General features: G+C 66.8%; 16 protein-coding genes and 1 pseudogene. 9 read left to right on the top strand and 8 right to left on the bottom strand.

What is annotated here, in order from left to right; translation table 11 throughout:
• Nucleotides 1-270: 270 nt before the first annotated feature.
• From AC1ZQA_RS13720 to dcd, 3 genes and pseudogenes are all read left to right on the top strand, one after another.
• Nucleotides 271-738 (top strand): annotated as a pseudogene (locus AC1ZQA_RS13720) (histone); the annotation flags it as partial.
• A gap of 112 nt (nt 739-850) precedes the next feature.
• Nucleotides 851-1,174, top strand: coding sequence for a DUF167 domain-containing protein (locus AC1ZQA_RS13715; RefSeq protein WP_482677410.1), 324 nt, complete (start codon nt 851-853; stop codon nt 1,172-1,174).
• 19 nt (nt 1,175-1,193) lie between these two features.
• The gene (gene dcd / locus AC1ZQA_RS13710; RefSeq protein WP_482677409.1) at nt 1,194-1,760 is read left to right on the top strand and encodes a dCTP deaminase; all 567 of its coding nucleotides are present in this window, start codon (nt 1,194-1,196) and stop codon (nt 1,758-1,760) included.
• 40 nt (nt 1,761-1,800) lie between these two features.
• Here dcd and argH read toward each other — a convergent pair whose 3' ends face one another.
• Nucleotides 1,801-3,201 carry an argininosuccinate lyase gene (argH, locus tag AC1ZQA_RS13705; RefSeq protein WP_482677408.1) on the bottom strand — a complete coding sequence of 467 codons (1,401 nt, stop codon included), beginning with the start codon at nt 3,199-3,201 and terminating at the stop codon, nt 1,801-1,803.
• A 125-nt stretch (nt 3,202-3,326) separates the two neighbouring features.
• Between argH and AC1ZQA_RS13700 the strand changes: the two genes are divergently transcribed.
• Nucleotides 3,327-4,325 carry a sensor histidine kinase gene (locus AC1ZQA_RS13700; protein ID WP_482677407.1) on the top strand — a complete coding sequence of 333 codons (999 nt, stop codon included), beginning with the start codon at nt 3,327-3,329 and terminating at the stop codon, nt 4,323-4,325.
• Nucleotides 4,322-5,128 carry a LytR/AlgR family response regulator transcription factor gene (locus AC1ZQA_RS13695; protein ID WP_482677406.1) on the top strand — a complete coding sequence of 269 codons (807 nt, stop codon included), beginning with the start codon at nt 4,322-4,324 and terminating at the stop codon, nt 5,126-5,128. The genes AC1ZQA_RS13700 and AC1ZQA_RS13695 overlap by 4 nt, the downstream gene beginning before the upstream one ends.
• Here AC1ZQA_RS13695 and AC1ZQA_RS13690 read toward each other — a convergent pair.
• On the bottom strand, nt 5,114-5,935 hold the full coding sequence (locus AC1ZQA_RS13690) for an undecaprenyl-diphosphate phosphatase (protein WP_482677405.1): 822 nt from the start codon (nt 5,933-5,935) through the stop codon (nt 5,114-5,116). The genes AC1ZQA_RS13695 and AC1ZQA_RS13690 overlap by 15 nt on opposite strands.
• A 173-nt stretch (nt 5,936-6,108) precedes the next feature.
• Between AC1ZQA_RS13690 and AC1ZQA_RS13685 the strand changes: the two genes are divergently transcribed.
• From AC1ZQA_RS13685 to AC1ZQA_RS13675, 3 genes are all read left to right on the top strand, one after another.
• Nucleotides 6,109-6,705, top strand: coding sequence for a hypothetical protein (locus AC1ZQA_RS13685; protein ID WP_482677404.1), 597 nt, complete (start codon nt 6,109-6,111; stop codon nt 6,703-6,705).
• Nucleotides 6,706-6,842: 137 nt separating this feature from the next.
• On the top strand, nt 6,843-7,178 hold the full coding sequence (locus AC1ZQA_RS13680) for a c-type cytochrome (RefSeq protein ID WP_482677403.1): 336 nt from the start codon (nt 6,843-6,845) through the stop codon (nt 7,176-7,178).
• A gap of 18 nt (nt 7,179-7,196) precedes the next feature.
• Entirely contained in the window at nt 7,197-7,553 is a 357-nt protein-coding gene (locus AC1ZQA_RS13675; protein ID WP_482677402.1) for a c-type cytochrome, read from the top strand.
• Nucleotides 7,554-7,627: 74 nt separating this feature from the next.
• Here AC1ZQA_RS13675 and AC1ZQA_RS13670 read toward each other — a convergent pair whose 3' ends face one another.
• The 4 genes from AC1ZQA_RS13670 to tsaB form a co-directional block, all read right to left on the bottom strand.
• A complete protein-coding gene (locus tag AC1ZQA_RS13670; protein ID WP_482677401.1) occupies nt 7,628-7,927 on the bottom strand; it encodes a hypothetical protein in 300 nt (99 codons plus the stop codon).
• 444 nt (nt 7,928-8,371) lie between these two features.
• The gene (locus tag AC1ZQA_RS13665; protein WP_482677400.1) at nt 8,372-9,238 is read right to left on the bottom strand and encodes a uracil-DNA glycosylase; all 867 of its coding nucleotides are present in this window, start codon (nt 9,236-9,238) and stop codon (nt 8,372-8,374) included.
• A gap of 4 nt (nt 9,239-9,242) precedes the next feature.
• A complete protein-coding gene (gene rimI / locus AC1ZQA_RS13660) occupies nt 9,243-9,797 on the bottom strand; it encodes a ribosomal protein S18-alanine N-acetyltransferase (protein ID WP_482677399.1) in 555 nt (184 codons plus the stop codon).
• A complete protein-coding gene (tsaB, locus tag AC1ZQA_RS13655; protein ID WP_482677398.1) occupies nt 9,794-10,612 on the bottom strand; it encodes a tRNA (adenosine(37)-N6)-threonylcarbamoyltransferase complex dimerization subunit type 1 TsaB in 819 nt (272 codons plus the stop codon). The genes rimI and tsaB overlap by 4 nt, the downstream gene beginning before the upstream one ends.
• 54 nt (nt 10,613-10,666) lie before the next feature.
• On the opposite strand from tsaB, the gene proC reads away from it, so the two are divergent.
• The gene (gene proC / locus AC1ZQA_RS13650) at nt 10,667-11,524 is read left to right on the top strand and encodes a pyrroline-5-carboxylate reductase (RefSeq protein ID WP_482677397.1); all 858 of its coding nucleotides are present in this window, start codon (nt 10,667-10,669) and stop codon (nt 11,522-11,524) included.
• Between the two features lie 3 nt (nt 11,525-11,527).
• On the opposite strand, the gene AC1ZQA_RS13645 is transcribed toward proC, so the two are convergent.
• Together AC1ZQA_RS13645 and AC1ZQA_RS13640 are read right to left on the bottom strand one after the other, a co-directional pair.
• Nucleotides 11,528-12,226: a pyrimidine 5'-nucleotidase gene (locus tag AC1ZQA_RS13645; RefSeq protein ID WP_482677396.1), complete on the bottom strand. Its 699-nt coding sequence runs from the start codon at nt 12,224-12,226 to the stop codon at nt 11,528-11,530.
• Entirely contained in the window at nt 12,216-12,899 is a 684-nt protein-coding gene (locus AC1ZQA_RS13640) for a Dph6-related ATP pyrophosphatase (protein ID WP_482677395.1), read from the bottom strand. The genes AC1ZQA_RS13645 and AC1ZQA_RS13640 overlap by 11 nt, the downstream gene beginning before the upstream one ends.
• Nucleotides 12,900-12,906: the final 7 nt, after the last annotated feature.

Below are 12,906 nucleotides of genomic sequence, written 5' to 3'. Positions count from 1 at the left end.
CGCGCCAGCAGGCGCTGCACGCTCTGGGTGTCCAGAGGTGCGGGCTGCGCGCGCCGGTCCCCATTCCTTCCCGCTATGGCCTGGACGCCGAGGGAAGTGAATCCCCTGCACGGATCAGCGCTGAGCCGATCGCAGGTGGTGCCGGCTGAACGCCGTGCCGATGTCCCGTACAGGAAACCGCCGGGAGGCGGGGCCGTGAGGCGCTCGGACGCGATTTGGCGACCGGCTCAATTTCACAAGACTTGATCAAGGAGAATCACCATGGCAACTGCGAAAAAAGCTGCACCGGCGAAGAAGGCCGCAGCACCTGCAAAGAAAGCGGCCCCGGCGAAGAAGGCTGCGCCTGCGAAGAAAGCGGCTCCGGCGAAGAAGGCCGCGCCCGCGAAGAAAGCGGCTCCGGCGAAGAAGGCCGCGCCCGCGAAGAAAGCAGCTCCCGCGAAGAAAGCTGCGGCACCCGCGAAGAAGGCAGCTCCGGCGAAGAAGGCTGCGCCTGCGAAGAAAGCAGCGCCTGCGAAGAAAGCGGCTCCGGCGAAGAAGGCCGCGCCTGCGAAAAAAGCGGCTCCGGCGAAGAAGGCTGCGCCTGCGAAGAAAGCGGCGCCGGCGAAGAAGGCTGCGGCACCCGCGAAGAAGGCAGCGCCGGCGAAGAAGGCTGCTCCGGCTCCTGCCAAGAAGACAGCGCCTGCGCAAACCAAGCTGAACCCGCAAGCAGCCTGGCCGTTCCCGACCAGCAAGCCCTGAGCGTTCAGCGCATCTGGTTGCCCCTCAAGGGGCGGCAAGAAGGCCTGGGACCGCCCAGCGCTTTCTTTCCAGCCCGGGCAGGCCGCCCGGGTTTTTCATTTCTGCGATCTGCATGTCCTCATCGTCTCGCCATCCCGCCTGGCTTCATCCCGACGGCGCAGCAAGTCTGCTCGATGTGCATGTCGTGCCCAATGCGCGACGCACGGAACTCGACGGGGAACACGGCGACATGCTGCGGGTGCGGCTGGGCGCGCCCGCGGTGGACGGCAAGGCCAACGCTGCACTGACCGACTTTCTGGCGACGTGTTGCGCGCTGCCGCGTCGCGCTGTGCACATCAAGAGTGGACTGACCACGCGGCGCAAGCGTGTGCGCATCGATGCGCCTGTCGATGCGGTATGGTTGCGGCTTTCCGTCTTCTTGCAGCAGCCCGGCTGAACCAGACTGCCCCGACATCATGAGCATCAAATCCGATCAGTGGATCCGCCGCATGGCGCAAAACACCGCGATGATCGAGCCCTTCGAGCCCAGCCAGGTGCGCGAGGCTGGTGGCCATCGCATCATCAGCTACGGCACCTCGAGCTACGGCTACGACATCCGCTGCGCCAACGAATTCAAGATCTTCACCAACATCAACAGCACCATCGTCGACCCGAAGAACTTCGACGAAAAATCGTTCGTCGATTTTCGCGGAGATGTGTGCATCATTCCGCCCAACAGCTTCGCGCTGGCACGCACCATGGAGTACTTCCGCATCCCGCGCAATGTGCTGACCATCTGCCTGGGCAAGAGCACCTATGCGCGCTGCGGCATCATCGTCAACGTCACCCCGTTCGAGCCGGAATGGGAAGGCTACGTGACCCTGGAGTTCTCCAACACCACGCCGCTGCCCGCCAAGATCTATGCGGGCGAGGGCTGCGCGCAGGTGCTGTTCTTCGAGAGTGACGAGGTCTGCGAGGTCAGCTACAAGGATCGCGGCGGCAAGTACCAGGGCCAGCACGGCGTCACCCTGCCGCGCGCCTGAGCACGGCCATGCCGCGGGCCGTGGCCGCCCGCTGCCTGCCTCATGCCGCGCCGAGTTCAGCTTGCCAGCGCGCCACCTGTGAACGCACCTGATTGGGTGCGGTGCCGCCCAGATGGTCTCGCGCGGCCAGTGAGCCCTGCAGTTTGAGGGCCTCTGGCGCGTCCTCTGCGATCAGCGGCGAGAAACTGCGCAGGTCGTCCAGGCTGATGTCCTCCAAGCCCATGCCGCGTTCGACCGCAAAACGCACGGCATGCGCCACTGCTTCATGCGCGTCGCGGAACGGCAGGCCCTTCTTCACCAGATAGTCGGCCAGATCGGTGGCGGTGGAATAGCCCTGCAGCGCGGTGCGCTCCATCGCGGCCGCCTTGACGCGGATGCCCCCCACCATGTCGGAGAAGATGCGCAGGGTGTCGACGAGCGTGTCTGCGGTGTCGAACAGCGGCTCCTTGTCTTCCTGGTTGTCCTTGTTGTAGGCCAGGGGCTGCCCCTTCATCAGCATCAGCAGGCTCATCAGATGGCCGGTCACGCGCCCGGTCTTGCCGCGCGCGAGTTCGGGCACGTCCGGGTTCTTTTTCTGCGGCATGATGCTCGAGCCGGTGCAGAAGCGGTCGGCCAGGTCGATGAAGCCGAACGCCGGGCTCATCCACAGCACCAGCTCCTCGCTGAAGCGGCTGATGTGCACCATGATCAGCGCGGCGCAGGCGCTGTATTCAATCGCGAAGTCACGGTCGCTCACCGCGTCGAGCGAGTTCTGGCACACGCCGTCGAACCCCAGCAACTCGGCCACGCGCGGACGGTTGATCGGGAAAGTGGTGCCGGCCAGCGCCGCGGCCCCCAAGGGCAGACGATTGACACGGGCACGGCAGTCGCGCAGACGTTCGGCATCGCGGCCGAACATTTCCACATAGGCCAGCAGATGGTGGCCGAAGCTCACCGGCTGTGCCACCTGCAGATGGGTGAAGCCCGGCATGATGGTGTCGGCATGCTGCGCAGCAAGCTGCACCAGCGCGCGCTGCAGGGCGCGCAGCTGATGGAGGGTTTGGTCGATGCTGTCGCGCAGCCACAGGCGAATGTCGGTGGCCACCTGATCGTTGCGGCTGCGACCCGTGTGCAGACGCTTGCCCGCATCGCCCACGAGCTGCGTCAGGCGCGCTTCGATGTTCAGGTGCACGTCCTCGAGTTCGAGCTTCCATTCGAATGCGCCGGATTCGATTTCGGTGCGGATCTGCGCCATGCCACGCTCGATCGACGCCAGATCGTCCGCGCTCAGAATGCCCTGCTCGGTGAGCATGGTGGCATGCGCGAGCGACCCGGCAATGTCGAACAGCGCCAGGCGCTTGTCGAAGCCCACCGAGGCGGTGTAGCGCTGCACCAGATCGCTGACTGGCTCAGAGAAGCGCGCGGACCAGGCTTGCTGCTTGTGTTCGAATTGATCGTGCATGGGGAGGCTTGGGGAAAAGGCGTCGCGGCGCCAGTGTCGGAATCGATCAATTTTAGAGAAGCCTTGCAGGATGGGCCTGCAACACCAGGGACATGGCGGAACCGGTCACACAAAACGATACGGCAGTGCGCCTCGATATCTGTGGGGCCGGCAGCCTGGTGCGCGCCCTGCTGGCGCTCAACGCCCTGCTGGCCCTGGTTGTGCTGATGCGACTGCCGGCGGGCGATGGCCATGTCCCGATGCTCCTGTTGCTCTCGTGGGTGGAGCCCGCGGCCCTGCTGTGGCTGGCGCTGATGTGCATGACGCAGCGCTTCTGGCGCCTGCGCGCCGCTGCCGCAGTTCTGGGGGTCTCGGCCGCGCTGGGCGGCGCGTCCGCGCTGGGGCTGAATCTGATGGTCCAGCCGTTGTTTGCCGTGCTGGCGCCCGGAGCGGCGCAGCAGCCCTGGCAGGCGGCGCTCGCCGGGGCTGCGCTGGCACTGGTGTTCGTGCATTACCTGCAACTGCGCGCCCGCGCCTTTACCCCGATCGACATGCAGGCGCGGCTGAGCGAACTGCAGTCGCGGATCCGTCCGCATTTTCTGTTCAACACCCTGAATGCGGCCAGCGCGCTGGTGCGCGAGCAACCCGAGCGGGCCGAGGCGGTGCTGGACGATCTGGCCGAGCTGTTCCGCGCCAGCGTGGGCAAGCCCGGCACCCTGGTCAGTCTGGAGCAGGAGATCGACCTGGCGCGGCGCTATCTCGACATCGAATCGGTGCGGTTCGGGGCGCGCATGCAGGTGCAATGGACGGTGGATGACTCTCTGCTGCAGATCCGCATTCCCACGCTCACCCTGCAGCCGCTGGTGGAGAACGCGGTGCGGCATGGCGTGGAGCGCAGCAGCCGCCCGGTGCGGATCGACATCGATGTCGGCCGGCGGCTGGGACAGATCGAGGTGACGGTGCGCAACGATCTGCCCGCGATGAACGACGCGCCCGCGCCACGCCGCAACGGCACCGGCACCGCGCTGCGCAACATCCGCCAGCGCCTGCACCTGCTGTACGACATTGCCGCCGAGGTCGATCAGGGCGAGGTGGTGGAGGAGGGTGCGCCCCGCTGGCGCGCGCGGTTACGCTTGCCCCTATGAACGTGCTGCTGATTGACGATGAGCCTCTGGCGCGCAGCCGCCTGCGCCGCCTGCTGGCCGAACTGCCCGAGACCGCGCAGGCCACAGTGGACGACGCTGCCGACGCCGCAGAGGCCTGGGCCCTGCTGCGCGCGCAGCGGTTCGACGTGCTGCTGCTCGACATCCAGATGCCGGGCCAGAACGGCATGGAACTGGCGCGTCGGCTGGCTGGCGATCCGGGCATGCATCACCCCGCCATCGTGTTCGTCACCGCACACGAGGAACACGCCCTCGATGCCTTTGGGGTGGCGGCGGTGGACTATCTCACCAAGCCGGTGCGGCGCGAACGGCTGGCGCAGGCCATGGGCAAGGCCCTGTTGTGGCTGCGCGCCCAGGGTGCGGCGCAGCCATCGGTGCCCGCTGTCGACACGGTCTATCTGACCGTGCAGGACCGCGGGGCGCTCAAGCGCGTGCCCTTGACCGACATTCTTTATTGCCGCGCCGAGTCCAAGTATACCGCGGTGCAGACCGCACAGCAGCAGTACCTGGTGGACATCTCCCTGGCCGATCTGGAGCAGCGCCATCCCGGGCATTTCGTGCGCATTCATCGCAGCGCATTGGTTGCCGCCCCTGCGATTCGCAGCCTGGAGCGTCCGGCCCATCCCGCGGACGGCCCTCTGGAGCAGGAAAACGCAGGCGCCGACGCCGATGCCGGTGCGTGGACCCTGCACCTGCATGGCGTGGCGGACACTCTCCCGGTCAGCCGCAGGCGGGTCGGCGCGGTGCAGACCCTGCTGCGGAGCGCGCGGTCAACCCACAAATAAGGCGATGGCGCCGAGCAGCAGGCAATAGATGCCGAACGGGCGCAGCGCCTTCATCTCGTGATCGGTGAACCAGCGCATCAGGAACCAGGTGGACAGCCAGGCGAACACACCCGCCAGCACACCGGCGATGGCGATGGTGCCCAGCAGGTCGTGTGGCACCCCGGCGTGCAGCAGCTTGGGCACTTCCAGCACCCCGGCTGCGGCGATGATGGGGGTGGCGAGCAAAAAGGAAAACTTCGCCGAATCGGCATAGTTCAGCCCCAACCCCAGACCGGCCACCAGGGTGGCGCCGGAGCGCGAAAAACCCGGGATCAGCGCCAGTGCCTGCGCCAGCCCGACCAGAAAGGCACGCGACCAACCCAGCCTGGGCAGCTCAACCAGCCCGCGCCGGTGCTTGAGATAGTCGCCGCCGAGCAGCAGCAGACCGTTGAGCATGAGCGCAACGGCCGCGAAGGTGAACCCACCGAACAGCGCCTTGATCTTGTGTGAAAGCAGCAAGCCCAACAGACCAGCCGGAATGGTGCCCACGACAATCAGCCACAACAGCCGGGCGTCTGGGTTGGACGCCTTGCCGCTTGCGCGCAGCCAGCCTGTGATGAGCCGCGCCCAGTCGCGCCAGAAGTAGATCAGCAGCGCCGTGGCCGTGCCCAGGTGCAGTACCACGATGAAGGGCAGAAACCAGTCCGCCGTGCGGTCGATCGGCCAATGAAAGAGTGCGGGAATGAGGATGCTGTGACCCAGACTGGAGATGGGGAACAGTTCGGTCACGCCCTGGAGCGCGGCAATGGCCAACAGGTAGAGATGCATGGGCGGTTTTGGTGGTGAATCCGTGCGCGGGATGGCTTCAGTGACGCAGATTCTTGCAGAGCGATGCTGACATTCTGATGAGAATGCAGGGTTGTTGCATTTTTTTACCGCTGCTCTGTCACGGTAGAGTCATGCACGCTCTTTACAGTGTTCCCCCTGATTGAGGGGGACGTATGTCTGAATTGAGTCTGGAGGACGTGCTGTCCAAGACGGCGCTGGGTCGGCGCGAACAGCAGCAGCGCAGCCAGGCGCTGGGCGCGAAGCAGCGGCATGTCCTGATCCTGTGCGATGGTCGTCGCTCCCTCGGCGAGCTGTGTGCCCTGATGGGCGATGCCGTGTTGCCATTGGCGCAGGACCTGCTTGCCTCGGGGCATGTCGAAAGGGTCGGCGTGGCGCGTGCCGCCCCGCCGTTGGCTCCTTCCGCAGTCCCGGCTGCGCAGCTGGCACAGGCAGTGGCGCCGACGCCCCGGCGTTCCATTGCGTTGTCGCGCATGTACATGTTCGACATGATCGAGCGGACGCTCGGTCACCACAGCGGCCCCGCGCGGGCGCACCTGCGCGCGGCCGATCAGTCGGATGCCCTGCTGCTGGCCCTGCAGGAATGCCTGCTGCTCATCGAAGAAGTTGCCGGACAGGCGCAGGCCGACAAGGTCCGGGCGCAGCTCTGCACCATGCTGCCGGAAGATTGGGTCGAACATGTCGAGCGTCCGCTGGTGCAGCGTCCCGAAGCAGCGCTCGCGACAGGGCGGCCTTCGGAAGTTACAACCTGATTCAAAAACATGGAGTCTGCGTTTTGTCAATTCAGGAACGCGTTAAGCCTTGACTGCGACAAAATGACGCGAATGTGCGTAGGGCCTCCCTATAATGGGGCGCTTGTTCGTTGGCTCTTCAGACTCTCGTGCCTGCAATGAAAAAAGTCCTCTTTCTCGCTTCCCTGATGCTGGCGGCCTCCGCCCACGCGCAGGACGTGGTTGGTAACGCTGCCGAGGGTGCCAAGCTCGTGGCCACCTGCCAAGGCTGTCACAACATGGGGGGCGGCTATCGCTCCTCCTTCCCTGAAATCTATGCCGTGCCGATGATCAATGGGCAGAGCGCGCAGTACATCGTGGATTCACTGAAGGAATACAAGAACGGCAATCGCCGTTTCCCCACCATGCGTGCAGTCGCGGCGTCGCTGACCGACCAGCAGATGGCGGACATCGCCGCCTATTACGCCGTGGCCAAAGGGCAGCCCATCAAATAACAAGCGGGGAGAACCAGAATGAAAAAATACGTATTGCTGGCTGCGGCCAGCCTGCTGATGGCACAGGTTGCCAGCGCGGCGGACATCAAGAAGGGTGAAGAGCTGGTGAACAAGGGCGGCTGCATCGCCTGCCACGGCGCGGGTCTGGACAAGCCCATCGCCCCCAACTATCCCAAGCTGGCCGGCCAGTATCAGAGCTATCTGTTCCACGCCCTGCAGCAGTACCAGGCCAAGCACCAGACCCCGCTGTACGGCCGCAACAACGCCATCATGAGCGGCATGGTGGCCCAGTACAACAAGCAGGATCTGGAAGACATCGCGGCCTACATCGCCAGCCTCAAGGGCGATCTGTACATCCGCGACGAAATGCGCTGAGCCGCCTGGCGGCGGTGTGCACAGCAAAAAGCCCGGTGTTCAACCGGGCTTTTTGCATGGGCAAACCAATCGGCTCAGGCGGCCAGTTCGGCAATGATGCGATAGAGCAGACGCACAGTCAGAATCACATACACCGCGCCGAAGAGAAAAATCAGCGAGACGATCATGCGGATCGAATCTGCAGGCAGGGTGCTGAAGAATGGCGACACCAGATAGCCCACGGTAAACAGCCCGATCAGCAAGGTGAGCATCTTCCAGGCCTTGCCGACCTGGCCACCGGGAATCTTGCTGCGCAACAGCAGCACGTCCACCAGGCCATAGATCATGATGGCAATGCCGATGGCATTGATGAAAAACGCGGTATCGATTTGCATGTCTCTCTCCAGTTTGTAGGCCATGTCTGTGCCGTACCCCCGATGTTGTGCCGGCGTGCATCGTTCGTTCACGATGTTTACATTGTTCGGGTGGCGAGGAGGTATCGTGCTCGGGGTCAACCCCCATATCGCCAAAACGCAGTGCAAAAAGTGTGAAATATGTCACATGATTCCACAATGATGCGAGGGCACCGCAAACGCACAAGGAATCGCCGGGCCGCCCCAAGATTCCTTGACCCCCTCGGGGGGCCTGATGCGCACGCGTCAGGTCTGGGGGCGCTCTCAAGGAATCGCCGGGCCGTCCCAAGATTCCTTGACCCCCTCGGGGGGCCTGACGCGCACGCGTCGGGTCTGGGGGCGCTCTCAAGGAATCGCCGGGCCGTCCCAAGATTCCTTGACCCCCTCGGGGGGCCTGACGCGCACGCGTCAGGTCTGGGGGCGCTCTCAACCCGGCGCTGACCTGCTCACCGTGTCGCGTGCGAAACACAAATCCCGCCAGACGCGCGCCTTGTCTGCCGGGTTGCGCAGCAGGTAGGCGGGGTGATAGCTCACGATCACCGGAATGCCAGAGACATGATGCACCTGACCCCGCAACTGGCTGATGGGCGCATTACTGCCGAGCAGACATTGCGCGGCAAAGCGTCCGAGCGCGAGAATGAGGCTGGGCTGAAGCAGGGCGATCTGGCGCTGCAGCAAGGGGGCACATTGGGCCACTTCTTCTGGCTCCGGGTTGCGGTTGCCGGGCGGGCGGCACTTGAGCACGTTGGCGATATAGACAGCGCGTTGCGGATCGTCGGCGCCGCGATCCAGGCCAATGGCGTGCAGCATGGCGTCGAGCAACTGTCCGGCAGCGCCGACAAAAGGCTCGCCCTGGCGGTCTTCCTCCGCGCCCGGGGCTTCGCCCACGATCATCCAGCGGGCGTGGGTGGAGCCGCTGCCGAACACGGCCTGATGCCGACTGCCGCCCAGCTTGCAGGCACGACAGGTCTGGGTGGCTGCGTGCAGCTCCTCCCAGCCCATGCGGGCAATCGCGCTGGCCCGCTCCGTGCTGGATGCCGAGAGGGTTGCAGGCGACGGCTGGCCGGCGATGCGTGGCTTGGCCACCGCAGTGGCCCGCGCAGCCGAGGCGTCAGACACGGGTGCCACCACGGCAGGGGGAACGGCGGGCGCGGCGCTTCGCGGCGTTGCCTGTTGCTCCAGCACGCTGCGTCGCACGAACAGCGGCCCCAGGCCAAGCGCCTGCGTCCACCGCACGGTTTGCCGGGTGATGTGCGGCCCCGGCGTGGCGGCTTGGTCGGGAAGGTCGGGCATGGATTCAGCCGATAGGCGCCGTGCGCAGGCCGCGGCGCTGCAGCAGGTCGCCGACCTGCGCGGACATCACCAGGGCATCTTCGCGGCAGGGGCGTCCGTTCGCGTCCTGCGCCGGGTAATAGTCGCGCCGTCGGGTGATGGGATAGAAGCCGTAGCGCTCGTAGATGCGCACTGCCTGCGTGTTGCTGGGACGCACCTCCAGCCACAACAGGTGGGCGCCGTCGGCCCGGCTGAGCAGGGTGACCGCGTCGAGCATCAGCAGGCTCAGTCCCTGGCCTTGCACTTCCGGTGCAACGGAAATGTTGAGCAGGTGCATTTCTTCCACGCCGGGCATGGCGACAAAGTAGCCGCGCACGGTGTTGGACTGGTCGGTCAGGACCTGGGCGTGATACTGCACGGTGAGCGAATCGGCAAAGTTGCCGCGGCTCCAGGGAAAGGTGTAGACCGTGTTCTCGATCTGCACCACGGCGTCGAGGTCGGCCGGGGTCATCTGCCGCAGGGCATAGGCAATCTGCCCGGCTGCGGCGGGGTCGTCGTGGGGGCGCAGGCGGGCGTTCATGCGCGGGCGAGTTCGCGTTCGGCCGTTGTGAGGGCCACCTTGTCGCGGACATAGATTGGCTGCGCCTGCGCGGCCGCCACCGTGCGCCCGGCGGCATGCTGCTGCCGTGACAGCCGCGCGACCGCTGCCGCGGAGGGCGTGCAGTCGGTCGCGTGCAGCACGGCGCGGTGCAGCGCGTGCAGGCGCGGGTTGTTGGCAGGCAGGCGGGCGCATGCGGCGGACAGGCCTTCCGCATGCGGGCTCCAGGCATTGCCGCAGGCCAGCAGCGGCGGCGCGTTTGCACCGGGACGCACGGGCAGGGCGGCCAGAACTTCGGCCCAGGCCAGCAAGGCATGCTCGGGGGAGTGGACTGCCGGAGGATGAAGGTGCTGCCAGCCTGCGCCGTCGGCCTGAAACAGCGCCCAGTACATCTCGCCCATGCGGGCGTCGTTTGCTGCGAGGACGATGCTGCCGGGCTCGATCTGCGCCGGGTTGCACTGCACCGTGCCGTTGGCGTGCAGGAGCGGAAAGGCGGTTTCCGCCTGTGCCATCAGGGTGTCGACGCGGGCCACCGGAATGTCCAGGGCGTAGGCCAGGCCCTGCGCTGCCGACGCGGCGGTCCGCAGACCGGTGAAAGCGCCGGGCCCGGCGCCCATGCCGATCAGGTCGAGATCGGCGAACCGCAGCCCGGCGGCCTGAAGCAGTTCGGCGCACAGCGGCAGCAGGCGTTGCGAGGCGCGCGCACCGCCGACTTCGTCGCGGGTCTGGCAGATGTCGCCCACACTGAGCGCCACGCTCAGGGCTTCGGTGCTGGTGTCGAGGGCGAGGATGCGCATGGGACATGAATTATCGGTGAATCGGTGGTGCCGTCTTGCAGGAATAATGCACGCATGAACACGACCACGTCCCATTCCAACCCGTCAGGGATTTCCCTTCCCATCGTCGCCTTCATCGGTGGCGGCAATATGAGCAGCGCCTTGATCGGCGGGCTGCTCGGCGCCGGAGCCATGGCCGCGCGGATTCTGGTCGTCGAGCCGTTTGCCGAGCAGCGCCAGCGGCTGCAGCAGCGCTTCGGGGGCGTGCGCCTGCTGGACGCACCGGGCGCGGAACTGCGTGATGCGCAGGCGGTGGTCTGGGCGGTCAAGCCGCAGCAGTTCGCACAGGCCGCAGCCGACTGCCGGCCGCATCTGGCCGATGCGCTGCAGGTCAGCATCATGGCCGGGGTGCGCTGCGCGGCGATCGCCCGCAAGACCGGCGCGCAGCGCCTGGTGCGCACCATGCCCAACACCCCGGCGCTGATCGGCCAGGGCATCACCGGACTGTATGCCAGCGCGCAGGCCAGCGCCGCCGATCGCGCCGTGGCCGATGCGCTGCTCGCGCCTGCGGGCGCGCGGGTATGGGTCGAGCGCGAGGACCTGCTCGATGCCGTGACCGCGGTGTCTGGCTCCGGCCCGGCGTATGCGTTCTATCTGGCCGAGGCCATGAGCCGCGCGGGTGAGGAGCTTGGCCTCACCGCCGCGCAGGCGCGTGAACTCGCGCTGGCCACGCTGGCGGGTGCGGCGGCCCTGGCGCAGGGCAGCAGCGAGCCGCTGGCCACACTGCGTGCCAATGTCACGAGCAAGGGCGGCACCACCGCGGCGGCGCTGGCGGTGTTCGACGCGGCGGACATGCAGGCAACCATTGGCCGCGCACTGCACGCCGCGGCGCAGCGGGCGAAGGAACTGGGCGACGCACTGGACGTCGACTGAGCCTCAGCGCAGGTCGCGCAGGCTGTGGATGCGCGCGGCGACGAAAGCCGGGCGGCCGTGCAGCCCGGTGCGCTCCATCGGCAGGTCGCGCCGCCTGCGCTGCGCGCGGCGGGCGTAGCGCACCATCCATGCGCCGTGCAGGCCGATGCGCCGCGCCGCCTGCAGGTGCCCGGGGGTGTCTTCGACCAAAACGCAACGCGCAGGGCGCAGGCGATGGCGCGCCAGCACATGCCGCAGCATGCGCGCATCCGGCTTGGGGCGCAGCCGACCGAACATCCACATGTCCTCCACCGCAATCAGCCCGTCGACCAGCGGCCAGAGCTTCAGGATCTTGAGCACGCGGCGGGCATAGTCGCGCGGCGCGTTGGTCAGCACCAGCTTGCGCCCGGGCAGGCGGGCGAGTGCCGCACGTTCGCTGGCGTCGCAGCGCAACATGCGCGGCAGATGCGGGAAGGCGTGCGTCTCGCGCAAGAACTGCGTGACGTTCACGCCGTGCTCATGCATCAGCCCGAGGAGCGTGGCGCCGTAGCGGTGCCAGAACTGCGCGCGGATGCGGTTGGCCTCGTCGCGGTCCACACCCAGATGCCGCGCGATGAACGCGGTCATCTCGGCATTCATCAGCGGGAACACCCGCCACGAAGCGTCGTGCAGGGTGTTGTCCAGGTCGAGCAGCCAGACGGTCTGGCAAGACTCACGCCGCATCGGCCGGCTCCAGGTCGGCAAAGCAGTAGCGCACCGCACCGAAGCGCGCCGGCGCGGTCCAGGCGCGCAGCCCAGCCAGCCGATGCGCCACCGGACGGGAAAAGCCCGGCCCGTCGAACACGAAGGTGTGGAACTCGCCGTTTTCACCGCAGGCATCGACGCCCGCCGGCAGGCTGGCGATGAAATCGGCGTCGAATTCGCGGCCGCAGAACGCATCGTCCAGATGGCGGCTGTCCACGCACACCACCCGGGCGCGCCAGCCCTGCGCAAGAAAGGCATCGGCCAGCGCGCGCCGGGGTTCGCCCCACAGTGGCAGATGCGCCCGCAGACCGGCCTGCGCGCAGACCTGTTCTTCCCAATCGCGGTGCGGCTGCAGGTCGATGTCGCCAAACACCGCCGCCTGCGCGCCGCGCGCGGCCAGTGCCTGCAACTGCGCGACGAACACGGCCTGATAGTCGTCCCAGCTTGCCGCTGCGGTCAGCAGTTCCAGCCCGAGCGCATCCGCCTGCGCCTGCAGCAGCGCCAGCGGCACGCCGTGGCTGCGCAGGCGCGCTCCGGTCTCCTCCAGCATGGCCAGCAGCCAGCGCACCTCGAGCCCCTGCGCGCGGGCGCGGTGCACGGCGAGCATCGCGTCCTTGCCGCCGCTGAACGAGGCCAGTGCGAGGGGGTTCAATGCGGGC

The sequence above is a fragment of the Thiomonas sp. DCM-2 genome, from assembly GCF_056820905.1.
This window is presented reverse-complemented; position numbering and strand designations above follow the sequence as displayed.